Origin of the sequence: uncultured Dialister sp. (assembly GCA_900314595.1) — a bacterium.
Classification (GTDB): domain Bacteria; phylum Bacillota; class Negativicutes; order Veillonellales; family Dialisteraceae; genus Dialister.
Map to the genome: position 1 here is coordinate 1 of OMVW01000023.1, position 23617 is coordinate 23617.

The following is a 23617-nucleotide window of genomic DNA, read 5'->3' on the forward strand; positions in this document are numbered from 1 at the left end:
GTGCCCGTCAGGGCGGATAGGATGATTGATATTTCCCCGCACTTGTGCGTGAAAAGCTCTTTCTGCACTTTGAAGCATTCATCTTCCCCCTTGTCGCCTTCGGCGACATCCCCCCTTTCAAGGGTGGATGAACCTTTTCGCCGCTTCGCGGCTTTTTTCAGTTTTTTACATCAATGGTCCATGACGAACCAGTTGATGGGCACATCCAGTTCATCGGCTCTTTCCTGCATTTGCCGAAGGATATCCGAACATACTCCATCGTAATTTTCGTCAATCATTTTATTGTCATAACGGACTACTTTCAGTCCCAGTTCATTGAGCCTGGCAGTCCGGATTCGGTCTTCTTTTTCTCCTTCTTCGCTCCTATGCTGGCTGCCGTCTATTTCTACGACCAGCATCAGTTTGTCACAGCAGAAGTCGACGATATATTCATCATTGATGATTTCCTGATGGGTAAAATCTGCAATTTTCTTTTCCCGCAGGGTTTTGAAAATGCCATAATAGAGGATATTTTCCTGAGGAGTCATGTTCCTCTTCAATTCGTATCTGCGCTTCTTCATATAGGGACTCGGTTTTGCAAACATGATCATACCCTCCTTTATAGTTCACATTTTCTTTGAGTATAGCAGAAATAAAGGAGTATGGTAAGAAATATACGATTCACCGGATAGGATGATTGATTGCTTCATGCACTTGTACCTGAAAAACTCTTTATGCTGTAAGCATCAGTCTTCCCCCCTGTCGCTCCGCGACATCCCCCCTTTCAAGGGTGGATGGTCCTTCCAGGCGGCCATAGGCCGCCATATGCGAAAACCTTCCCTGGATAGGGAAGGTGCCCGTCAGGGCGGATGGGATGATTTTTGCTACCACTGCACTTGTGCTCGAAAAACTCTTTCTGCTGTAAGCATCAGTCTTCCCCCCTGTCGCTCCGCGACATCCCCCCTTTCAAGGGTGGATGGACCTTTTCGCCGCTTCGCGGCTAATGAAAAACCTTCCCCGGATGGGATGATGGATGATTCCCTGCACTTGCGCTTCTGGCCGGCTTTTCCTTTACTTTTTACCGATGGAGTCACATATACGGAGTACCTTTCATCAATCAGCTTCCTATGTGCCTTGTACGATAGATGAACTTACCCGGCTCTGCGGGCCACCCTTCCGGCACTCGGAAGGGTGGTGACCGGTATCATGATTTACTATTTCCTCATAAGTGCCATGAGCGTGCAGTGCAGTGAGGTCCTTTCAGCACACTCCTTTATCCACACGATTGTCTCTACCGGTCAGCATACTTATCGGTTTCCAATACAAAATGGCCGACCCATGAATCTGGCCGCTGCCTTCACGAAGAACGATACAAAAAGCCTCCCGGCCTGAATAGACCGGGAGGCTTTTATTTCTAAATACTAACTGCCAACAACTACTTACCTTTCTTCAGTTCTTCCACAGCCTTCAAAAGTAGTGCGATCTGCTCGTTCTGTTTTTCCATCTGTTCGTTTTGTTTATCCAGTTGTTCCTGCATGGCGGCAATCTGCTTTTTCTGGCTGCTGATTTCTCTGGCCATGGCTGTGCGGGAAGTGGGCATGTGACTGCCCTGGCCGAGGCGGACGGAGATGCCTGCGTTCATCATGTTTTCTCCTCCGCCGAAGCTTCCGCCTATGGAGAGGAGGGTATCTTCATTGGGCCGGTAGAAGGCGCCCACTGCCGCTGCATTGGCATCTCGGTAGTTGCCATAGCCGGCGGCGAAGTCCCATTTGTATTCGGGGTCAAAGTCCAGCGGGTGGAGGGCAGAGAGGGCCGCAGCGCCTGCGCCCACCCGGTTCACGCGGCTGGAGAGTCTGGTAATGGCTCCGCCGGTGACATTGGCAAGGTCCTGAATCTGGCTGAAATTGACGGCATCGGTGGGAGCCGATCCGCGGTCCACATGATGAATCTGCCTTCCTCCCATATCCACCTTGTCTTTTGTGATGGTGGGACCGTCCTTGATGGAAAGGCCATTCGTATCGATGGTGGTATTTCCTGCCTGTAAGGTTGTGGCATTCACTGTCTTAGCATTCACAAGGTTCGTCGTTACGCTATTCAGGTTCTTTAAATCCCTGCTCAAAGTGACCTTCAGGCCTTGCGTTCCGCTGCCATCACCCAGATCAGCAATGCTCGTGGAAATATTTCCATCTGCCACTGTAACATTGCCATCCTTATAAGTTCTCGTACCATCACCAATGATGGCAATGTTTGTACCTGTCTTCCGGATTACTGTCCCCGTTGTTTCATCAGCAAGGCCAAATGTACCTGCGCCGTCAGTCCCGTTTTTACCATCTCTTATGGTCGTAGTGGATGTATGCTTTTCATTATTTTCATCATAATATGTCATGGTAATTGTTTTTACACCGTTACCGTTATCGACGACCTCAGCTGTAGAAGGTTTCCCATTTGCTCCGGCAGGACCCCGGGTACCGGTATCACCCTTGTCACCTTTTTCACCCTGCGGGCCTTGAGCACCTGCATCGCCCTTAGGTCCCTGAGCTCCGGGGTCGCCTTTTTCACCCTGTGGTCCCTGTGCTCCAGTTTCTCCTTTCCCGCCCTGCGGGCCCTGTGCGCCAGTATCACCCTTAGGTCCCTGGGCCCCGGGGTCACCTTTTTCGCCCTTTTCGCCTTGCGGACCCCGGGCACCTGTATCGCCTTTAGGGCCTTGATCTCCGGTGTCACCTTTATCGCCCTTTTCACCTTGCAGGCCCTGGGCTCCAGTATCGCCCTTAGGGCCTTGAGCACCAGGGTCGCCTTTTTCACCTTTTTCACCCTGAGGTCCCTGTGCACCGGTTTCTCCTTTCTCGCCCTGCGGGCCCTGGGCTCCGGGGTCGCCTTTAGGTCCCTGAGCTCCAGTGTCACCTTTAGGACCTTGAGCTCCGGTGTCACCTTTGTCACCCTTTTCGCCCTGTGGGCCCCGGGCACCTGTATCGCCTTTAGGACCCTGGGCTCCGGTGTCTCCTTTGTCGCCCTTTTCGCCCTGCGGGCCCTGTGCGCCTGTATCTCCTTTAGGGCCTACAGCTCCGGTATCACCTTTAGGTCCCTGATCTCCCGTGTCGCCTTTTTCACCCTTTTCGCCCTGCGGGCCCCGGGTACCTGTATCGCCTTTAGGTCCCTGAGCCCCGGTGTCGCCTTTAGGACCTTGAGCTCCGGTATCACCCTTAGGACCCTGAGCCCCGGTGTCGCCTTTGTCACCCTTTTCACCTTGCGGACCCTGTGCGCCTGTATCGCCCTTCGGCCCTTGAGCGCCGGTGTCACCTTTGTCACCTTTTTCTCCCTGGGCGCCTGTATCGCCCTTAGGACCTTGGGCTCCGGTATCACCTTTGTCGCCTTTTTCGCCCTGCGGGCCCTGGGCTCCGGTTTCACCCTTCAAACCTTGAGCTCCGGGGTCACCTTTGTCGCCTTTTTCGCCCTGCGGTCCCTGAGCACCTGTATCGCCTTTAGGACCCGGGGCTCCGGTATCACCTTTGTCGCCTTTTTCACCCTTTTCGCCCTGCGGACCTTGATCTCCGGGGTCACCTTTGTCACCCTTTACGCCCTGAGGTCCCTGGGCACCGGTATCGCCTTTAGGTCCCTGGGCTCCGGGGTCACCTTTTTCGCCTTTTTCACCTTGCAGACCTTGAGCTCCCGTATCACCTTTGTCGCCCTTTTCTCCCTGTGGGCCCTGTTCACCGGTATCGCCTTTGTCGCCCTTTTCGCCCCGTGGACCCTGTTCGCCTGTATCGCCTTTTTCACCCTTTTCTCCTTGCGGGCCCTGGGCTCCTATATCGCCTTTTTCGCCTTTGTCGCCTTTGTCGCCTTTTTCACCCTTCGGACCTTGGGCTCCGGTGTCACCTTTATCGCCCTTAGGGCCTTGAGCACCAGGGTCGCCTTTTTCACCCTTTTCACCTTGCGGGCCTTGTGCACCGGTATCGCCCTTAGGGCCTTTTAGATTATCATCGTTTTTAATATACTCTTCATCTAAACCCACCTGAATGACCTCATTATTTTCTCCATCAAGAGAATATTGAGCCTTCAAGCCTTTGCCGAATGCTATGCGGATATTGCTGTTATCCATTTTTTGAGTAACTTCAGTACCACCGCTGTATGTTGTACTAAAAATATGACCACCATTGTAAATACGTACTTTTGAGGCTCCACCTACTGAATGTATAGCCGCTCTCAACTGGGCAACATTGACGGCATCGGTGTCATTCCACCCGGCGGCTACATTCGTAATCTGGCGGGAAATATTTTTATTGGAATCGCCTATGGAGACAGCTCCACGGGTAGATTTCCAGGCGATGTTTTCTGAAACGGACCTCTCTCCGGTCAGCGGGTCATAGCCCGCCCCGGCGGCTGCGTCTGCCAGAGACTCTGAGCCAAGAGCCACAGATCCGGCCTGGCTTGCCATCGCTCCCACTCCGATTGCCACGGAGTCAGTCCCCGTGGCTCCGTCATTGGCATAATTTTTCTTCGTGCTGTCCGTGGAACCGACGCTGTAGAAATGGGTCGTCGCTTCTTTCAGCTGGGCCACGTTCACTGCATCCGTATCCGCACTGCCCGCAGAAAGGCCTGTAATCTGGCGGGTAACTATGGCACCCAGATCAGAATTTATATTTCCGACAGCAATCGCATTGCCGCTGGCTTTCCAAGCAGGAGTGAGATTATTAATATCCGCTTTACCTGTAGTTGCATGGAAACCATAAGCATTACCATTATCGAAAGTTCTTTGTGCAATAGAACCGGAACCCAGAGCCACTGCATCTTTCACTTTTACCCAGGAGCCTTTCCCAAGGGCGATAGAGTTTTCCACATCCGGGCCTTCAGTGCTGTACTTTCCCGGGGTTCCTGTCCTTTTTTCCGCTGCCACACCGCCAAGGGCTGCAAAGCTGTTACTCCCCAGGGCGATAGAACCATCCCCGAAGGCCAGGGAATTCGCGCCCTGAGCCATCGATTTATTTCCGAAAGCCGTGCTGTTTGATCCACTGGCACGGGTATCCGTTCCCCAGGCAGTAGAGTTATCTCCATAGGCCTTGCTTCTGGTGCCGAAAGCCACGGCCTGTTCGCCGTCGGTACCCTTGTCATTTCCCGCCTGCGTATTCAGTCCGAAGGCCGTGGTATTTCCCGCCGTCGCTTTTGTGCCATCTCCCCAGGCAGTCGAATTCTTTCCTGAGGCCTCTCCGCTCTTCCCGAAAGCCGTACTGTTTTCCTTCGTCGCTTTGGTACTATTTCCCCAGGCAGTGGCATTCAGCCCTGCGGCCTCACCGCCCTTACCGAAGGCCGTGCTGTTTTCCCCTGTCGCCTTTGTCCCATATCCCCAGACGGTGGCATTCGTTCCGGAGGCATCTACATTTACCCCCTGCACGTTCAGTCCCACGGCGTATATATTTCCTGTCATGGCAGCCATGGTGAGGAGCAGGAGAAGTCCCAGCCTGCCGGCCCGGGCGCCGCTCCCTGCATGATTTCTTACGATTTCCGAAACCACTGTATAACAGTTCCTCGCCCTGCTCCAGATGACTTTATAGATTTTATTCATGACAATCCCCCCTTTTGAAACTCCCGCAGTGAACTCTCCCTGCTCTTTGGGAAATAAAAAAACAGCAGAGTACAGGACCTGGTCCGCCGTACCTGCTGTTCACATGCATTCAGATGGAATCCATCCTTTCCATGAAGAAAGCCGATTCCATATATTATGCCTTTAGAGAGCACTCTATGGTTCCAATGATTTCCATCCCGCTGCTATGATTTCACGCCCCTTCCGGGGTCCGGCAAAGTAAGACGAAAATTATCCTTTATTTAATTTCATTATAGCATGATGATTATTTCTGCTATACGAAATAATTTATTAATTCTTTATATGTCAATTGCCTCAAAATTGCATGAAACCGCGCATTTTACCTGCAATACTTCTGATGACGTCTGATTTTCATATTTCCTCCATCCCATCGTCCGCCGCCCGTAATAAAGATAACGATTCCGGAACGAAGGAGGAAATAAAAAAGCCGCGGCATAACCGCCACGGGAAGGAAGTCAAAAATCCCACGAAAAAATCCCCCGGTCTTTCGACGGGGGTATCATCGGTCAGTAAAGATCAATCGGCTGCAGGGACTTTGACCTGGACACGCAGGGACGGAGCTGCCGTTTGACGGAGGTGGTCCACAAGTTTTTCATCTCGTGATGGAACTGATTCTTTTGATATTTTTGGTCTTTCGACCGGAGGATTTTTCGTTTTTGTCTGCAGACATTTTCAGGAGAAAAGAAATCTGATCCGGTCCATCCTTCCGCCCGTTTCGATCGATTCTGTACAGCCGGGTTTCCGAAGGATTTTCCGGGGGCCCTTTCTTTCGCCCTCTGCCTGTATAGTACATAAAGAAGATTTTATTTTCGGAAATTTTATATAAAATTTTCTTATAAACAACTCGCACGGGAACTTATAATCGGGCGGACTGGCCTCTCTGCCGCTTTGCGGCTGAGAAAAACCTTCCCCGGATGGGACAGTCGACGAAGCCGACGGATGGGATGATTAATGTTTCTCCTGCCCTTGTGCCTCTATCCTTTCGAGAAACTATATCTCCGTCCCCAATGGCCTGATTTTCCCTTCCGGGATGAACCGAAAGATTTTCTTTTTCCCTCCTGACAATGGAAAGCCAAAGGCTGCCGCCGGTAACGGCCGGCAGGTTTATTTCCTGATTCCTACCGTTTCTATTTCCTCTGACTGATTTCTTACAAATCCTATATATAGCGTACATTTTCACCAATTATACTGAAGATAGTATAAAAAGGAGTTGTCATTTATGGGAAAAATATCGTATGATAAGGTTATAAAGAATAAGGAACTTCAGATCTATATCAGGCAGGGCAACGACGTACTTGGCGCCCTGGGTTATACGGACCATTCCATCGCCCATGTTTCCAAAGTAGCGGAGACCGCGGGGAGGATTCTGAAGAAACTGGGCTATGACGACCATCTGATCGAGCTGGCGAAGATTGCGGGGCTCATGCACGACATAGGAAACTGCGTGAACCGGACGGATCATTCCCACTCCGGGGCGCTCATGGCCTTTTATCTTCTTCAGAAATGGAATGCGGATCCCGAGGATATCGCTATCATTATCACGGCCATCGGGCAGCATGATGAAGCCACAGGGACAGCCGTTGACCCGGTATCGGCTGCGGTGATCCTGGCGGACAAGTGTGACGTCCGGCGAAACCGGGTGCGGAATCCGGTCATCAATACGTTTGACAAGCATGATAAAGTCAATTATGCGGCCGAGTCTTCAAAGCTTAGCATCGATACGGAAAAGAAGACCATTATTCTGGATATCAAACTGGATGAATCCATCTGCACCATTATGGACTATTTTGAAATATTCCTGCAGCGCATGATCATGTGCAAACGGGCAGGTGAAGTGCTGGGTCTCCAGTTCAAAGCAAAAGCAAATGGGCACAAGATTTGCTGATTTCCTTAAAAAATTTCATAGAGGATGGTGGATGGAATGGTAAAAACCTATGTCATCGACACAAACGTACTGATTCAGGCGCCGGATGCCCTCTTCTGCTTCGATGAGCATGAAAGGCTTCTGCCCCTGGTGGTATTGGAGGAGCTGGACGGCCTGAAGAAGGCAGACGGCGAGCGGGGCGCCAATGCCAGGAAAGTCATCCGGACTCTGGAAAATCTCCGGCTTTCCGGGGATATCCTCTCCGGGGTACCGCTGCCCGGTGGCGGCTCGGTACGGATTGAAACGAATTGTGTCCATGAACCTCTTCCTGAAAGTCTTCCGGAGGACAAGGCGGATAACCGGATCCTCAAAGTCTGCATCCATGCGCAGAAGGAAGGAAAAGACGTCATCCTGGTCACAAAGGACCTGGTGCTCCGGCTGAAATCGGAAATGCTGGGCATCCCGGCGGAAGATTTCTCCAATGAACAGGTTTCCAGCGATTCCGGAAATTACCTGGGCCGCACCACCTGCTACATCAGGGCCGATGTTTCCTCCGCTTTCCAGACCCAGGGCGTGTCATTAGATAATGTATACATAACGGATGAGGAAGGAAATATCCTTCCCCCCGATCTCACGGAAAATGAATTTGTCACTTTAAGAAACGACCTCAATCCCCAGGCCACCCAGCTGGGGCGGGTGGAAAAAGGACGCATCGTGCCCCTCACCTTCGCCGCCGCTTCTCCCTATGGCGTGAAGCCTCACAATGTGGGACAGGTCTTCATCCAGGAAGCCCTCATGATGAGCGCCCAGAGAGCACCTCTCGTCATCGTGAAAGGTCCGGCAGGGACGGCCAAGACCTTCTACTCCCTGGCCGTGGGCCTTGAGAAAGTGGTCAATAACATGCGGGGCGAATACAGGAAAATGCTCATCTGCCGGCCCAACGTGCAGTTTGATAAAGATATCGGCTTCCTCCCGGGGACGGAAGAGGAAAAAATTTCTCCCCTCATGCGGCCCATCATGGATAACCTGGAACAGCTCATGGACAGCGGAGAAGACAATTACCGGGATGAAATGATGCTGCAGGATACGATTCAGGAAATATTCGAACAGCACTACATCGAAATGGAAGCCATGAACTACCTCCGCGGCCGTTCCCTCGTCAATACCTACCTCATCATCGACGAAGCCCAGAATATGACACCGAACCAGGTACAGGGCATCATCACCCGTGCAGGACGGGGCACGAAGATCATCCTCCTGGGCGACCCCAGGCAGATCGATAATGCCTTCCTCGACGAAAGGACAAACGGCCTCTCCTACGCGGCAGAAAAAATGAAGGGCTCTCCCCTCTGCTGGCAGATCACCCTCCTCAACTCCGAATGTGAAAGGTCCGCTCTGGCCCTCGATGCGATTGAACGGTTCTAGTGAGTCATCATCTATATAAGCGATTCGTTTCACTTGTGCGGATCGTTCTTCGTTGTTCGTGATTCGTTCTTCGTTAAGGTGGCGCCTTTGAAATATGGAAGGCGCCATTTTTATGTGGGAAATATGGGTTGCAGCTGCTTTTGAAAAGGAAAAGTGTTTATCAACAGCCTTTGTGTCGGGAGAATCGGGAATCCCGGGGCTATCGGGAAACCCGGGGTGGTGGCGCCCTTTGGGCGCAGAATATATAGGCCTTCGGCATAAATATTCCCGATTTTTAAATAAAGAGAACCTGCCCCCGCCCGGTCTGCATCTTCTTATTCGATGATTTTCCTGTTTGAAATTTATAAAATCAATTTTATAAATTCTGCTATATTTATTATTTTATAAAATTCATTTAACGAATTTTCTTATTATGGTATACTATATCTGAAAAGGATGGTGAGAACTATGATTGAACGCAGACAGTATATCGAAACTTTGAAGCGATTGAAGGACAAGAATGTGATCAAAGTGATCACGGGGATTCGTCGCTGCGGGAAGTCTACGCTGCTCCTCCTTTTTGAGGAGTATCTCCGGGAGACGGGGACTTCGCCGGACCGGATCATTGCGGTGAATCTGGAGTCCGGGGATTTCCGACATCTCCTCACCGCGGATGCCCTCTATGAATACATCGAAAGCCGGATGGGAAAGGACCAGCCTTACTATGTATTTCTTGATGAAATCCAAAACGTCCCTGATTTCCAGCGAGTGGTGGACTGGCTCTATGCAAAGCCGAATGTGGATCTGTACATCACCGGATCCAATGCTTTCCTCCTTTCCGGCGAGCTAGCCACTCTGATTTCCGGCAGGTACATCGAGGTTCGGATGCTTCCCCTGTCCTTTGCTGAATATTGCTCCGCCTTTCCTGAAGAGCACAATACGCCGAAGCTTTATGCCCGCTATCTCCTGAACAGTTCCTTCCCCGGTGCTTTGGAATTCACGGATTCCAAAGATATCCGGGCTTATCTGGAAGGCATTTACAATACGATTCTCGTCAAGGACGTGGCTCTCCGTAAAAGGGTATCCGATATTTCCCAGCTGCAGAGCCTCATCGAATTCATGTATGACAATATAGGAAATATTGCTTCCTCCACGAAAATCGTCAATACCCTGACTTCCATGGGCCGGAAAATTTCCGTCCCCACCGTGGAATCCTATATTTCCGCCCTCACCAGCAGCTTTATTCTTTACCGGGCTGACCGATATGACGTAAAGGGAAAAGAGCGGTTGAAGAACAGCGCGAAATACTATGCCGCTGATATCGGTCTCCGGTATTTCCTCCTCGGTTCAAAGCAGAGTGACAGCGGACATATTCTGGAGAATATCGTCTATCTCGAGCTGCTCCGCCGGGGCTATGAAGTCTATGTGGGCCGGGTGGGACAGTCAGAAGTCGATTTCATCGTCCTCCGTGATGGCCTCACGACGTACATCCAGGTCTCCCAGTCCATTCTGGATACTCGCACCAGGGACCGTGAACTGGCGCCGCTCCTTGCCATCCATGACCATAATCCCAAAATCATCCTTTCCATGGATTACCTCCCCATGGCATCCTACAACGGCATCCGTCAGGTCAATGTATACGACTGGCTGCTAGAAGAAAAATGATTTGTAAAATTCATTTTATAAAATCTTGGAAATAAGGAAATTCGTAAAATCTATTTAACAAATTTCCACGATAAAAAGACTGTGAATCATTTTCATGATTCCACAGTCTTTTAAATTTGTATGACATACTAACGACTATGACTACATCCGCAGTTCTTCTTTCAGTGCTTTTTGGAGAACTTTGGAAAAATTGATATGTTGGGCTTTGGCTGCTTCGTCCAGCCATACGGGAATGGTCAGGGTCTTTTTCACCGATTTCTCAAAGTGATCCCGGGCATAGGATTTCACATCTACCGTGACCATATTCACAAATCCTTTATCATCATCGTCACAGTCAATCTCCTGCAGTACTTTCTTCGGATCGATAGAGCTCATGACGGAAGCTTTCGGAAAGGACTCATGATTTTCCAGAGATGTATAGAGGTACCCGGCGAGACAGTCTACTGCCATGGCAAAAGCATCTTCCAGATTCTCTCCCTGGGTGGCCGTATAGTCCAGGTCCGGAAAAATCACGGTATAGGAACCATCTTTATTTTCATAGAAACATGCGGGGTAAATGGAAATCATACCCATCCCTTCTTTTCCTGAAATACATTCTCTCCAGAATTCGATATGTGGAGTTTTAATGTCTCATCTTTTGGATTTACCGAGAAATACAAGATGCCGAGCGGAGCAATTCAACATATAAAACTCTGCGCCGCCTTTTTCTGTCGCGGCGCACCGCCCCCAATTCCTGATCCCCAATTCCTAATCCCTTTTCAACGAAAGGATCTGTCCTGAATGGGGAAAAGTATTCCGGCTATTCTTCTTTTTTCTTCTCTTTCAGCAGAAATGTGACGAAGAGCGCCAGGAGCGCTATGGGGATGAGGGTGGCCAGGCCTACCTGGAGGCCGTAGATATCGCCTATTTTACCGACCATGGGGGCCATGGCTCCACCGATGGTGATGCCTATTCCCAGGGTGATGCCGGAGGAGAAGCCCACGTTTTTCGCCAGGTACGTCTGTCCCAGGACGATGGTGGGTCCGTACATGGCAAATACGCCGAAGGCTACGGGCAGCATCAGGATATAGGAAAGGATGGGTGTGCCGCTCAGGATGAAAAGGATGAGTCCTGGAATGAGGATCATCAGGCTGTAGCGGATCATATGGACGTAGCCTACCCGGTCGGAGAGGGCACCACCGCAGTAGGTGAGGCAGGCTCCTATGGCAAAGAAGAAGGAAAGGGCCATATTTCCTTCTCCTGCGGTTTTACCAAGCTGGGAAATCCAGAAAAGTGGAATGAAGGTATTCAGGCAGGCAAAGGAAACGGAGCGGGCAAGGATGAGGAAGAAGAGTTTCCCGAAGGATTTCCAGTCGTTTTCCGCTCCTTCTTTTGTTTCTTTTTTCTTTCCTTCCGCCTCTTCCGAGCGGGAAAGGATGAAGCACCAGGTATAGAGGAGTGTGGCGATGACGCCCAGGATGGCGTAGAGCCACAGGCACTGGCGGCCCAGGGTATAAGCGAGAGAGGCAATCATGGGTCCCACGGCAAAGCCCAGGTTCCCGCCCACCGCGAAGAAGCCCATGGCCCGCCCTTTGGCTGGTCCGGTCATGCGGTTCACGAGGAGCGCCCCTTCCGGATGGAAGATGGCGGAACCGATGCCGGAGAAGAGAGCCAGGAGCAGCACCGCTTCATAGGAAGAGGCGGTGGTCCCCATAAGGCTGATGGAAATAGTCACCATCAGTACGCCAAGGGGCGCCAGGAAGGGCAGCTTCACCTTGTCTGCCAGATAGCCGAAGACCGGCTGCACCACTGAGGCACACATGGTATTAGCCAGCATGACGGTTGCCGCTTCGTAGTAGGAAAGGCCCAGCATATTGATAAAGAGCGGCAGCAGTGCCGCAATGGACCCCTGCCCCGTATCATTGATGCAATGGCAGAGAGATGGAATAAAAGGTCGGATTTTATCTCGGATCATAAGAACCTCCGCAGGCCATACGCCATACCGTCTTTCCGGAAAATACATAGAATCTGATTTACAGGGAAAAAGCGCCCGCACCTCTTCAGAAGGGCCGCTTTACCCTTTTTCCCGCTCCCTGAGAAGAAATGTGACCCAAAAGGCCAGCACGGAAACGGGGCTGAACCACGGAAGAACATAGAGAAGCCATCAGCATGACCGTAGCCGCCTGATAGTAAGACAGGTCCAGCAGGCTGATGAAAAGAGGCAGAAGTGCGGCAATGGACCCCTGCCCCGTATCATTGATCAGATGGCACAGCGCAGGAACAAAAAGCCGGATTTTTTCGTGAATCATGAAAGCCTCCGAAATTTGAGATGATTCTTATTATATCACCAATTCAAAAGCCGGAAATTTACCCATATTGATAAAATATAACATTTATCACGGTTTTGACAGTTTTACTGAACATATTGAACGATATAATTTTATATTTCTGCATTATTTTTTCCGTATTTAGATGAAATAAAAGGCGGAGCCCTCTGCCCCGCCTTTCCAATCATTCTTTTCCGGTCCGAAAAGTCTTTCCATGCCCTGCCGGGTTACCAGCCAGGTACCGCCGGACTTGTTGCATTCATTTTCCATAAACCTCGGTGGATACCCTTTTTGCCCTGAGCAGGCAAGTTTGACCGTCTGGGCAGTCACTTTCCAGCGCTGTGCCGCTTCCGTAGTCGTCATCACATCATTAATCATTCAGATAACCTCCAGGATACAAAAATATTTTCCAATTAAACTGCTTTTATTTCATCTTTCTCTTTCAGGAATTTCTTCAGCAGGAAGGTGAGGAAGTATGGGAAAGTGTAGAACTTCCCGTTGAAACCGATATTTTTATTCCCCAATTTGATGCCGTAGTGGATGTCTTCATAGGTATCTTTGGTGATCAGGCGATTCAGGGATGGGGTGGCTCCGTCCTGTGCCTTGATTTCCACAGGCACCAGGGAGTCACGGTCGCGAATCATGAAGTCCATTTCTACTGTGGATTTCGGATTCCGGTAGAAAAAAAGAGGAAATCCTGCTTTGGTCAGCATGTCGGCCGCCGCATTTTCATAGAGGGCACCTTTATAGATGTTAAAGTTCTTATTGAAACGGAGGTCTTCCTGTACTTCCTCATCAAGCGATGCCACGAGAAGGCCCGGGTCGCCGAAGTAAAGCTTGAAATCTTTGGGATTGTAATTTCCTTTGAGCGGCAGCTCCGGCAGGTCCAGGTTATAGCAGATATTGACGATGCCTGCGTTGGAGAGCCACTCCACCACCCCCACATAGTCCCGGTTCCTGGCATTTCTGGCCACTTTGGAAATCTGGAATTTCTTGTTTGACTGTCCAAGAAATACAGGAATGGCCCGATAAACATTGAGTATTCTGGCCTTATCCAGACCGCCCGCGTATTTCGTAATATCTTCCTCGTAGTCCTGAAGGATCTGCTGCTGCATGGCAAGGATACCGGAATAGTTACCCTGTTCCATGAAGCGGGCAGCAATGGCCGGCATACCGCCTGCTACCAGGTATTCCAGAAAGATATCATGAAATACTTTCATCCATGTCTCCGGAAGAGGGGTAAGATTTTTCATATGATTGTAAATGACATCAATCTGTGCCTTCCCATAGCCATGGGCCCAGAGAAATTCTTCAAAATCAAGGGAATGCATGACTACGTCCTGCTTGTAACCCACACTGTTTGATTCGATTTCCCCATAATTGATGCCCATGAGGGAACCGGAGCAGATGACATCATAGCGCCCATCTATTTTGAAGGCTTTCAGGCTGGTGGCCCCGTTGATGCATGCCTGGATTTCATCAAAGAAAATGAGGGTCTTATGGGGAATGAGACGAATTTCCGGATGGATGAAGGTCATATTTTTCAGAATTTGTTCCACTTCATAGCCATCATCAAAAATAGTCCTGTATTCTTTCTGCAGGATGAAATTGATTTCTATATAGGATTCATACTGAGTCTGTCCGAAATGGCGGATGGCATCGGTCTTTCCAATCTGCCGGGCTCCTTTCACAATGAGGGGCAGGTGGTACGGATCCTCTTTCCAGCGAATCAGTTCTTTATCCATTTTTCGTTTCAGTCGTTCCATAATGTCCTCCCACATTTTTCTGATACTTTTATATGTATTCTATCACAAAATTCCATATGTTTTCACAGTTTATTTACACATTTTCCATATTTCCTGTTTTCCCCTCCACGATTTATAATAGTTATAGTCTGAATGAAGGAGGTTCATCATGGTTCGCAAGGTCATGAAAGTGCTGCCGGCTCTTTTAGCCGCAGCTATCATGTGTTCTCCGGCATTGGCTCCGGTTGAGGCAGCCGATGCCGGAGGTCTCGCGGGAATCGCGATTCTCCCGGGCATGATGAATGACAGGAACAATCATTATTACAAATATGAAAATCCGGCAGGCGCCATGGAGAAGAAATATACGCCCCCTGGACCGGAGAAAGTCTCCAGGGCTTCTTACAAGGCGGAAGGGACGGCATGGAAGAAATATGAGGTCTGGTACCCGAAGTCTTTGAAGGAAGGAAATAAAACCTGCCCCATGGTCATCATGGCCAATGGGACCGGCACGAAGGCTTCCGCTTACGGAGAAGTTTTCAATCATCTGGCCACCTGGGGATTCATCGCAGTGGGCAATGAGGATGACAATTCCCGCACCGGCGCATCGTCTTCCCACGCTTGATTATATACTGAAGCTGAATGAGGATCCGGGGAGTATTTTTTATCATAATATCGATACGGACCATATCGGTATCGCCGGCCATTCTCAGGGAGGCCCGGGCGCTTATAATGCGGTGACAAAGCAGGAAAACGGATATTATTACAAAGCCATTTTCACGGCCAGCGCCACTTCTTCCTTCTGGGGACGGGCGGACAAGCTGGGAACCGAATGGTCTTATGACCTTTCCAATCTTTCCATTCCCACCCTCATGGTGGCAGGTACGAGAGCCTGGGATGCGGGCTCTACTGCCGACAAGACGGCCGAATCCGGCCAGAGCATCGCTCCTCTATGGTCGCTGACGGAAAATTTCGAAGCCATCCCCGATTCCACGCCGAAAGTGATGGCCAGGGAAAAGGATAAAGACCATGGCGATATGCTGCGCTATGCAGACGGTTACATGACCGCCTGGTTCATGTACTGGCTCAAAGGGGACGAAGAAGCAGGAAAGGCTTTCTTTGGTGAGGAGCCTGAAATTTCCAGAAATAAAAACTGGCAGAATGTGCGGATCGGAGGAAGGTAAATCCATTTCTATCCGTACATTCTGCCACGCCAAAAGGCCCGGCTTTCGCCGGGCCTTTTCCCATGCAGGAAAACAAGGAAAAACTGCATGGTTTCGATATTTCAATCATTCTTAATCGGGATCCCGTTATGCGGAAAGGATTCATTCCTCCTGCCTTTCCCGGGGAATTGCGCTTTAGCAGGACCTGCGGAATTTTTCCTTTCTGCCTATATAGTACAAACGGAAGTCATGGTGGTCTCCCTTTTCAGACCCGTCAGGGCCAGGAAAGGCTTTGCCTGAAGCCTGCGGTACAGCGATTTTCCTCGGGCCGTGAGGAAATAAAGACTTTTTCCGTCAGTGAGCATCCTATCGATGACACAAGTCACAGGAAGCCCTTCCTCATCATTTGTGGCTACGATGGTACTGTGTATTTTCCGCTGCAGGATTTCTAATATTTCCTCTGTCTTCATGATTTTCGCCTCATTTGTTGTAATATTATTTATTACATCAAAAAGTAACACTCCGGGAAAAGATTGTCAATGAACTTCCATTTCCGTTGCATAAGCTCTTGAATTTTTATATAATGAAGAAAACAAATTTACATAGTCATGACTATGATAGTCGTAACTATATAAAATGGAAAGGAGACTCCCATGTTCATCGGACGAGAAAAAGAACTGGAAGCGCTGGAAAAGCGATACCGGTCAGATCATTTTGAATTCCCTGTCATCTATGGGCGGCGGCGAATCGGAAAGACCAGGCTCATTCAGGAATTCATCCGCGAAAAAAAAGCCATTTATTTCATGGCCACCGAGCAGAGCGAAAAAGAGCAGCTGAAAAGTCTCACGGCTGCCATCCGGGAACAGTACCCTGATGAGCAGACAAAGCTGATCGATAGTTTTTCCGGTTTTGAAAGCCTCTTTTCGTATATGACGCAAATTTCAAAAGACCGGCGAATCATCCTTGCCATCGATGAATATCCCTATCTGGCAAAGGCAGTACCTTCTATTTCCTCACTCCTTCAGAAATTCATCGACCAGGAATGGTCGCATACAAAACTGTACCTCATCCTTTGCGGGTCATCCATGAGCTTCATGGAACGTCAGGTCCTTCAGTATAAGAGTCCCCTCTATGGACGCCGGACGGCGCAGCTCAAGCTCCATCCCCTGCCCTGGTATGAAAGCATCCGTTTCTTCCCGGAATGGCAGGCAGAAGAAAAACTCCTGGCCTATGGAATCTGCGGCGGAATTCCACAGTACCTTTCTTACTTTTCCTTCCATAAAAATCTGGAAGAAGCGGTGGTGGAGGAATTTCTTTCTACCGACGGTCATCTGCAGGAAGAGCCTGAAAACCTGATGCTGCAGGAGCTCCGGGAGCCGGCAGTGTACAATTCTCTTCTTTCTGCCATCGCCAATGGCGCAAGCCGGCTGAATGATATAGCCATGGCCGTGGGCAGGGATCCGGGGAAAATTACCTTCTACCTGAATAACCTCATGGATCTGGAACTGGTAGAAAAAATACAGCCTGTCGAATCAAAAGAGACGCGCCGCTCCATTTACCGCATCAGGGACGAACTTTATCTTTTCTGGTACCGCTTCATTCCCTCCTGCGCTTCCCTTATTGCCATGGGCCTGGGACGGGCAGCCTGGGAGAAACACATCCTTCCGCACCTTTCGGAATATTTCGGCCATATATTTGAAGAAATAAGCATGCAGTATATCCAGCGTCTCATTATGACAGGAAATATGAATGAACTCTATACCACCTACGGCCACTGGTGGGGCACGAATCCCGTGAGGAAGCGGGAAGAGGAAATCGATATCGTCTGTGCCAATGAAACCGATATCCTCTGCGGCGAATGCAAATGGAGGAGCGAACCCGCAGGCATGGACGTACTGGAAATATTGAAAGAACGAAGCCTCCTCATCTCCAAAGGCCGAAAAATTCACTATGCCCTCTTCTCAAAAAGCGGTTTTACGGAATCTCTGCAAAAAGAAGCTGAATCAGGAAATATCCTCCTTGTGGACACAGAGAAGCTTCTTGCCATTCAATAAAAACTACAGCAAAAAGTCAGTCTCCATTCGGGGACTGACTTTTATTTCAAAATCCATTGTAGTACAGGAAATCCTCTTTGCTCAGGAGCCCTTCATGGCCCAGAAGAATGGCCTGGCAGTCAAGGTTCCTTACTGCTTCCAGAAGAGCATTCATTTTCTCCCGGTCCATGCGGCCCGTTTCGAAAGACGAAAGAGAGGCATCGCCAAGAAATAAAACTTTATCTTCCGGTATGTAAATGAAGGTGGAATCGGGCGTATGGGGCGCTTCCACATGGAAAAGCTCTGCCCTCACGGCTCCCGGGTACAAGGTAAGATGGTCATGAAATTCGATTTCTCCGGTCCGGATGGTGGGAATGGGGACGTCCGGAAATTCTTCATCCACGTAAATATAGCTCATCCGCAGCCGCTTTTCATAAGACGGATCGGCCAGCCTCTTCCGTTCCTCCCGCAGCAGGTCATTCGTCCTTTCTTCCGCGATGACCAGACCGGAAACAGCCGGAAGGCCCAGGGTGTGGTCCCAGTGCCAGTGCGTGAGGGCCGTAAAATCGGGCTTTGGAAGATTGGCCGCTTTCAGCTCTCTATAAAAACCTTCCACCTGATCCGGCGAAAATCCGCCGTCAATGGCAAGAGAAAATTTCTCTCCTTTCACATAACCCAGCATGGGCCGGTCCTTCTGATTATCCGGTGGCAGATACCAGATATGTTCAGAAATCTGTTCCAGTCTCATTCATATCACCCCTTTTCTTTATTGTACAGAAATCTCCGGAATGACGCAAAAAGAATATAAAAGGCGGCGCCCTCAATCTGCCGCGCCGCCACCGCCCCGATACTCCCGAGACCCCCGAGATCCCCGATTTAAAAGTTGTCAGACTTATAGTTATCCTTACAGAAACAGGCTGGTCAAGAAGCCTTTATCTCACTTTGTCTTGCATCAATTACTTTTCATATAAATATAATAAGGGCGGCGCTTCCCAATTATGCTGCGCCGCCACCGCCCCGACAGCCCCGATACTCCCGAGACCCCCGAGATCCCCGATTTAAAAGTTTTTAGACTTACAGCTATCTCTCACAAAGACAGTCCAGTAAAGAAAAGTTTATCTCACTTTGCCGTAAACAGGATACTTCGCATATTTCCCATAATCCTTAATCTTCTCCATTTCCTTCAAAGTCTTCATATCTTCTTCGGAAATTTCAAAGTCTACGGCAGCATTGGACCTCATATGGTCCGGATTAGCCGTCTTCGGAAGAGGCAGAGTCCCCAGCTGGAGGGTGTAACGGATGCAGAGCTGTGCCACATTCACCCCGTAGCGCTCAGCCATTTCGAGAAGCTTCGGATGATTCATCATCACCCCATGGCCCATGGGAGAGTAAGCTTCCACGAGCATTCCTTTTTCTTCGGAATGACGGATGAGGTCAAAAGGCGTATTTGTCACATGTACCAGCAGCTGGTTCACCAGGGGCATGATTTCCGCCGTTTCCAGCAGGGAGTCAATATCACTTTCCAGGAAATTGGAAATACCAATGGCCCGGAGTTTACCGGCTTTATAAGCCTCTTCCAGTGCCCGCCAGGCTTCCCTGTTTCCTTCGATGCAGCGGTCATCGGACTTATTCACCATGGCCCAGGGCTGGGGACTGTGAATGATCATCAGATCGATATAGTCAAGGCCCAGGGTCTTCAGGGACCCGTCGATGGCTTCCACTGCTTTTTCATAGGATTTCGCTTCGGCAGCCAGTTTCGTGGTGACGAAGAGTTTTTCTCTGTCTGCACCGCAGGTGCGGACGCCTTCCCCTACTCCTTCTTCATTGCCATAGGCCTCTGCCGTATCAATATGACGATAACCCATAGCCACAGCCCCGCGGACTGCGTCACTCACCTTTTCATTTCTGATAAACCAGGTCCCCAGGCCCAGCTTTGGAATCTTTACCCCGTTGGATAAGGTATAATCCTCGTCTAAAATCATGGCATTTCTCCTTTCTGAAATCCTTTTCTATATTATATGTAAATATATATATCCTGTCGAATACCTGATTTCCATCAGGTCAGTATGCCTGCAAGGCATACGAAAAGGGCGCCTCATGATTCTGGCGCCCACTTTCACTGATAACTTTTATTTCCGTTTTTTCTCACAAAAGCTCGATTAAAGCCTTCACATCTTCTTCCGTCGTTGCCCAGGAAGTGGCGATTCTCATGACCACATGACCATCCGGGAGATTTTCCCAGAAGCCAAGTTCCACGGATCTTGCCAGTTCTTCATTCTTTTCCTTTGTGAGGACGATAAAAATCTGGTTCGTCGTATTCCGGATGTACTGGGTATAGCCTTTTTCGTCCAGCGCTTTCCGGATTTCATTGGCCTTTTCGATGGCATTTCTGCCCAGCTTTTCATAGAGGCCGTCGGACATAAGAGTCAGGAACTGGCTCCCTGCGCCCCAGCCCTTCGCAAAAAGAGCGCCATTCTGCTTCACCATGGTGAAGAAATGAGGAATGGTATTTTTCTTCGGAAATACCACAGCTTCCCCGTAAAGAGCGCCGCACTTGGTTCCTCCGATGTAGAAACCATCGCAGAGTCTGGCGATATCCGGGAGCGTCAAATCATAACCGTCGGAAGCCAGGGCATAGGCCAGACGGGCACCGTCCATGTAAAGAGGCAGCTGGAATTCATGGCAGACGGCGGAGAGTTCTTCCAGTTCCTTGAGGGAGTAGACTGTGCCGTATTCGGAAGGATTGGAAATATAAACGAGTCCAGGCATCACCATGTGTTCATGATTATCATCGGCATAGTAATTTTCTACAAAATTCCTGATGCCATCCGGTGTCACCTTCGCATCCACTCCCGGAATGGCCAGCACTTTATGTCCCCCATGCTCGATAGCTCCCGCCTCGTGAAGGGCCACATGGCCGGTAGTGGCTGCAATGACCCCCTGATAGGGAGCCAGCCAGGTATTGATGACCACTTCATTGGCCTGGGTGCCTCCCGAGAGGAAATACACCTCTGCCTCCGGCGCATCGCAGAGCTCACGAATTTTATTTCTTGCCGCTTCGGAAATACGATCGAAACCGTAGCCTGTGAAAGATTCATGGCCAAGAGATGCCAGCCCCTTCAGGATTTCAGGGGTGCAGGTCACAGTATAATCAGAAGTAAAGTTCAGTCTGCTCATTTGATTTCTCCTTTAAAATCAGTCTCATGGAGCTATCATACCGCAGAACGGGACGGAATACAAAGGGGGATAATAAAAGTTATTGGTCATTACCCGGCACCGGTTCTCGAAACATTTCCAAATGACAGTGCCCCCTTCCCTGCGATGGAAAATCCCAAAAACTCATACCCACTGCGTCCCGTGTCCGAAAGCAAGTAAAGGGGCTGCATACCGGAGACGGGGAGAGTGACTCTTACTTTTCATGCGTTACGTATTTATGGAAATTCCTTTTTACGGTACGTTCTTCCCTTTCTCTCCATTTCCGACTTGCATGATCGTACGCGTCGGGAGCTCCCCGGACGCGGGGAGCACTTGCTGACGGGTAGTGTCATCTGTCAGAAAGAAGAATTTCGAAGGGCACATAACCGATGCGTCCTGTGTCCCCCAACGGGGGAAACTCCGCGAAGCGGTAAAGGGGGCTGCATTTGGCACATGTCGAAGTGACTCTTTCTTTTCACGCGTACCGCAGTGATGGGATTTCTTTATTACGGTACGGGACTTCCTTTCTCCCCATTTTCGACATGTAAGATCGTACGCCCCCTCACCCTGTCGGGAGCTCCCCGGACGCGGGGAGCACTTGCTCATCTGCAGAGTCAATTGTCACATAGACGGATTTCGAAAGAACACATAATTGATGTCTCCCGTGTCCCCCAACGGGGGAAACTCCCGCGAAGCGGGTAAAGGGGGCTGCATACTGGACATGCCGGAGTGACTCTTACTTTTCATGCGTTACGTATTTATGGAAATTCCTTTTTACGGTACGTTCTTCCCTTTCTCTCCATTTCCGACTTGCATGATCGTACGCCTTGCTTACCGATAGAGTCAATCATTATGACTTGCTCTTCGAAAGTTCGCATATCGCTGATGTCCCATGTCTGGGAGCGGGGGAAACTCCCGCGGAGCGGGTAAAGGGGGCTGCATCTCGGACGCGGGGAGAGTGACTCATTCGGTTCATGCGTACCGTACCTATCCATCCTCTGTGATAAAATCATTTCCGCAAACGAAAAAATCCCCCAGTCGCACTGACTGAGAGATTTTATTTCTAAATATTCCGCGCGCTATATAATTTCAAGCGCGCACCTTCACGAATCACGATCAGGCACAAGTGACTCAGGCCGATATCCGGGATTTATGAACCTACAAGAAAAATCCCCCAGCCGCTCTGACTGAGGGATAATTTCTAATACTCCGCGCTGCCTATATACTGTCGCAGCGCACCTTCACGAACCACGAATCACGAAGAGCGAAGAACGAAAAGCACGTTCGACTTTATCCGTCAGAAGGAAATTGTTCAGAGACCTTATTTCCTTCCCGGATACCGTTTCAGTCCTTCGCCGAGGATGCGGATGGCTTTTTCCAGGTCTTCTGCTTTGAGGACGTAAGCCAGGCGGGCTTCGTCGATGCCTTTGCCCGGGGTGGAGTAGAAGCCGTTGCCAGGAGCGATCATGACGGTTTCTCCGTCTACGTCGAAGTCTTTCAGCATCCAGATGGCAAATTTTTCTGCATCATCTACCGGCAGTTTGACCATGACGTAGAAGGCGCCTTTCGGATCGGAGGAAATAACGCCCGGCAGTTTTGCCAGTTCGGCGGCAATGGTATCGCGGCGATGTTTGTATTCTTTATTGACTTCCTGGAGGTAGGAAGAAGGAGTGTCATAGAGGGCAGCGGCAGCAGCCTGTACCACGTCTGCTACGCAGAGACGGGCCTGGCAGAATTTATTGAACTGGGCCAGCATATCTTTATTCTTGGTGATGAGGCAGCCGATACGGGCACCGCAGGCACTGTAGCGTTTGGATACGGAATCGATGAGGATGAGGTTTTCTTCCAGATCTTTATAGGTGCCAAAGGATACGTATTTTCCGTCATATACGAATTCACGATAGACTTCATCGGAAATGAGGGCGAGGTCGTATTTCTTCACAACTGCTGCGATTCTGTCCATTTCTTCTTTTGTGTAAACCACACCGGTCGGGTTGCCCGGGTTGGTGAGGATGATCGCACGGGTCTTGTCGGTCACATAGGATTCGATGGTTGCAAGGTCCGGCAGGCGGTAGCCGTTTTCAGCAGAGGTCGGAATGCCTTTTGCCTTGGCGCCTGCAATCTTTGCGAAGGAATTGTAGTTTGCATAGAACGGTTCGAATACCAGGATTTCATCGCCGGGATCACAGAGAGAAAGGATGGCAATCTGCAGAGCTTCACTTCCGCCGTCGGTGATGTAGATTTCCTTTTCGCTGTAATCCATATCCCATTCTTTGTAATATTTCTGGATCTGGCTGATCAGCTTTGCATCGCCCTGGGAAGGACCGTAAGCGATGACTTTCTTATTATAGTTGCGGATAGCATCCATGAACTGCGGCGGAGTCTCGATATCCGGCTGGCCGATGTTCAGATGATATACCTTCTTCCCTGCCTTGACCGCATCCTGGGCATAAGGTCCCAGCTTGCGAATCGGGGAAGTGGTGAGGCTAAGAGCACGCTGTGAAATTTTCATACTATCTCTCCTATCAATGAATTGATAAAAAATCATCAAAAGACAATTTCATTATATAACGAAATGACCTGCCATGCACTATAAAATTTAAGAAATATGGACACATGGCCCTTCGTTTCCAAAATGATTGATGGAAACAGAATGATGAAATTCAGCCG

At 49.8% G+C, this 23617-nt stretch carries 18 protein-coding genes; 6 read left to right on the plus strand and 12 right to left on the minus strand.

The genetic code is table 11. From position 1 onward, the window contains the following. Positions 1-170: 170 nt before the first annotated feature. The gene (locus QZN42_RS06675) at positions 171-584 is read right to left on the minus strand and encodes an endonuclease domain-containing protein (RefSeq protein WP_296955667.1); all 414 of its coding nucleotides are present in this window, start codon (positions 582-584) and stop codon (positions 171-173) included. An 830-nt stretch (positions 585-1414) separates the two neighbouring features. Then, positions 1415-5536: an ESPR-type extended signal peptide-containing protein gene (locus QZN42_RS06680; RefSeq protein WP_296955670.1), complete on the minus strand. Its 4122-nt coding sequence runs from the start codon at positions 5534-5536 to the stop codon at positions 1415-1417. Positions 5537-6794: 1258 nt separating this feature from the next. Between QZN42_RS06680 and QZN42_RS06685 the strand changes: the two genes are divergently transcribed. From QZN42_RS06685 to QZN42_RS06695, 3 genes are all read left to right on the plus strand, one after another. Beyond that, positions 6795-7460: an HD domain-containing protein gene (locus tag QZN42_RS06685; protein ID WP_296955674.1), complete on the plus strand. Its 666-nt coding sequence runs from the start codon at positions 6795-6797 to the stop codon at positions 7458-7460. 36 nt (positions 7461-7496) lie between these two features. Next, positions 7497-8864, plus strand: a complete 1368-nt coding sequence (locus tag QZN42_RS06690; RefSeq protein ID WP_296955677.1) for a PhoH family protein — start codon at positions 7497-7499, stop codon at positions 8862-8864. 447 nt (positions 8865-9311) lie between these two features. Beyond that, positions 9312-10508, plus strand: a complete 1197-nt coding sequence (locus QZN42_RS06695; RefSeq protein ID WP_296955679.1) for an ATP-binding protein — start codon at positions 9312-9314, stop codon at positions 10506-10508. A gap of 141 nt (positions 10509-10649) precedes the next feature. Here QZN42_RS06695 and QZN42_RS06700 read toward each other — a convergent pair whose 3' ends face one another. The 5 genes from QZN42_RS06700 to QZN42_RS06720 form a co-directional block, all read right to left on the minus strand. Beyond that, positions 10650-11075: a type II toxin-antitoxin system HicB family antitoxin gene (locus QZN42_RS06700; protein WP_296955681.1), complete on the minus strand. Its 426-nt coding sequence runs from the start codon at positions 11073-11075 to the stop codon at positions 10650-10652. A 232-nt stretch (positions 11076-11307) separates the two neighbouring features. Further along, on the minus strand, positions 11308-12462 hold the full coding sequence (locus tag QZN42_RS06705; RefSeq protein ID WP_296955682.1) for an MFS transporter: 1155 nt from the start codon (positions 12460-12462) through the stop codon (positions 11308-11310). Between the two features lie 85 nt (positions 12463-12547). Then, positions 12548-12796 (minus strand): hypothetical protein, encoded by a 249-nt coding sequence (locus tag QZN42_RS06710; RefSeq protein ID WP_296955683.1) that lies wholly within the window; start codon positions 12794-12796, stop codon positions 12548-12550. A 159-nt stretch (positions 12797-12955) separates the two neighbouring features. Then, complete coding sequence (locus QZN42_RS06715; RefSeq protein ID WP_296955684.1) at positions 12956-13192, minus strand: helix-turn-helix domain-containing protein; 237 nt, start codon at positions 13190-13192, stop codon at positions 12956-12958. Positions 13193-13227: 35 nt separating this feature from the next. Next, positions 13228-14580 carry an ATP-binding protein gene (locus QZN42_RS06720; protein WP_296955686.1) on the minus strand — a complete coding sequence of 451 codons (1353 nt, stop codon included), beginning with the start codon at positions 14578-14580 and terminating at the stop codon, positions 13228-13230. 148 nt (positions 14581-14728) lie between these two features. Here QZN42_RS06720 and QZN42_RS06725 point away from each other — a divergent pair, with 148 nt between their 5' ends. Together QZN42_RS06725 and QZN42_RS06730 are read left to right on the plus strand one after the other, a co-directional pair. Next, positions 14729-15181, plus strand: coding sequence for a hypothetical protein (locus QZN42_RS06725; protein ID WP_296955689.1), 453 nt, complete (start codon positions 14729-14731; stop codon positions 15179-15181). Next, positions 15135-15740: a hypothetical protein gene (locus QZN42_RS06730; RefSeq protein WP_296955691.1), complete on the plus strand. Its 606-nt coding sequence runs from the start codon at positions 15135-15137 to the stop codon at positions 15738-15740. Before QZN42_RS06725 ends, QZN42_RS06730 begins: the two co-directional genes overlap by 47 nt. Before the next feature lie 206 nt (positions 15741-15946). On the opposite strand, the gene QZN42_RS06735 is transcribed toward QZN42_RS06730, so the two are convergent. Further along, positions 15947-16189 carry a pyridoxamine 5'-phosphate oxidase family protein gene (locus tag QZN42_RS06735; protein WP_296955693.1) on the minus strand — a complete coding sequence of 81 codons (243 nt, stop codon included), beginning with the start codon at positions 16187-16189 and terminating at the stop codon, positions 15947-15949. Between the two features lie 183 nt (positions 16190-16372). Between QZN42_RS06735 and QZN42_RS06740 the strand changes: the two genes are divergently transcribed. Next, on the plus strand, positions 16373-17773 hold the full coding sequence (locus QZN42_RS06740) for an ATP-binding protein (protein WP_296955696.1): 1401 nt from the start codon (positions 16373-16375) through the stop codon (positions 17771-17773). A 46-nt stretch (positions 17774-17819) separates the two neighbouring features. On the opposite strand, the gene QZN42_RS06745 is transcribed toward QZN42_RS06740, so the two are convergent. The 4 genes from QZN42_RS06745 to QZN42_RS06760 form a co-directional block, all read right to left on the minus strand. Then, positions 17820-18500, minus strand: a complete 681-nt coding sequence (locus QZN42_RS06745; RefSeq protein ID WP_296955698.1) for an MBL fold metallo-hydrolase — start codon at positions 18498-18500, stop codon at positions 17820-17822. Between the two features lie 367 nt (positions 18501-18867). Beyond that, positions 18868-19734, minus strand: a complete 867-nt coding sequence (locus tag QZN42_RS06750) for an aldo/keto reductase (RefSeq protein WP_296955701.1) — start codon at positions 19732-19734, stop codon at positions 18868-18870. 163 nt (positions 19735-19897) lie between these two features. After that, positions 19898-20929, minus strand: a complete 1032-nt coding sequence (locus QZN42_RS06755; RefSeq protein ID WP_296955704.1) for a low specificity L-threonine aldolase — start codon at positions 20927-20929, stop codon at positions 19898-19900. A gap of 1339 nt (positions 20930-22268) precedes the next feature. Further along, a complete protein-coding gene (locus QZN42_RS06760) occupies positions 22269-23459 on the minus strand; it encodes a pyridoxal phosphate-dependent aminotransferase (RefSeq protein ID WP_296955706.1) in 1191 nt (396 codons plus the stop codon). Between the last annotated feature and the right edge of the window lie 158 nt (positions 23460-23617).

Bases quoted from the DNA above. Each gene is read 5' to 3' on its own strand.
- QZN42_RS06700 (WP_296955681.1), bottom strand. From the start codon at position 11,075: ATGATTTCCATTTACCCCGCATGTTTCTATGAAAATAAAGATGGTTCC.
- QZN42_RS06750 (WP_296955701.1), bottom strand. From the start codon at position 19,734: ATGATTTTAGACGAGGATTATACCTTATCCAACGGGGTAAAGATTCCA.
- QZN42_RS06740 (WP_296955696.1), top strand. From the start codon at position 16,373: ATGTTCATCGGACGAGAAAAAGAACTGGAAGCGCTGGAAAAGCGATAC.
- QZN42_RS06695 (WP_296955679.1), top strand. From the start codon at position 9,312: ATGATTGAACGCAGACAGTATATCGAAACTTTGAAGCGATTGAAGGAC.
- QZN42_RS06675 (WP_296955667.1), bottom strand. From the start codon at position 584: ATGTTTGCAAAACCGAGTCCCTATATGAAGAAGCGCAGATACGAATTG.
- QZN42_RS06725 (WP_296955689.1), top strand. From the start codon at position 14,729: ATGGTTCGCAAGGTCATGAAAGTGCTGCCGGCTCTTTTAGCCGCAGCT.
- QZN42_RS06730 (WP_296955691.1), top strand. From the start codon at position 15,135: ATGAGGATGACAATTCCCGCACCGGCGCATCGTCTTCCCACGCTTGAT.
- QZN42_RS06755 (WP_296955704.1), bottom strand. From the start codon at position 20,929: ATGAGCAGACTGAACTTTACTTCTGATTATACTGTGACCTGCACCCCT.
- QZN42_RS06705 (WP_296955682.1), bottom strand. From the start codon at position 12,462: ATGATCCGAGATAAAATCCGACCTTTTATTCCATCTCTCTGCCATTGC.
- QZN42_RS06735 (WP_296955693.1), bottom strand. From the start codon at position 16,189: ATGAAGACAGAGGAAATATTAGAAATCCTGCAGCGGAAAATACACAGT.
- QZN42_RS06720 (WP_296955686.1), bottom strand. From the start codon at position 14,580: ATGGAACGACTGAAACGAAAAATGGATAAAGAACTGATTCGCTGGAAA.
- QZN42_RS06745 (WP_296955698.1), bottom strand. From the start codon at position 18,500: ATGAGACTGGAACAGATTTCTGAACATATCTGGTATCTGCCACCGGAT.
- QZN42_RS06760 (WP_296955706.1), bottom strand. From the start codon at position 23,459: ATGAAAATTTCACAGCGTGCTCTTAGCCTCACCACTTCCCCGATTCGC.
- QZN42_RS06710 (WP_296955683.1), bottom strand. From the start codon at position 12,796: ATGATTCACGAAAAAATCCGGCTTTTTGTTCCTGCGCTGTGCCATCTG.
- QZN42_RS06680 (WP_296955670.1), bottom strand. From the start codon at position 5,536: ATGAATAAAATCTATAAAGTCATCTGGAGCAGGGCGAGGAACTGTTAT.
- QZN42_RS06690 (WP_296955677.1), top strand. From the start codon at position 7,497: ATGGTAAAAACCTATGTCATCGACACAAACGTACTGATTCAGGCGCCG.
- QZN42_RS06685 (WP_296955674.1), top strand. From the start codon at position 6,795: ATGGGAAAAATATCGTATGATAAGGTTATAAAGAATAAGGAACTTCAG.
- QZN42_RS06715 (WP_296955684.1), bottom strand. From the start codon at position 13,192: ATGATTAATGATGTGATGACGACTACGGAAGCGGCACAGCGCTGGAAA.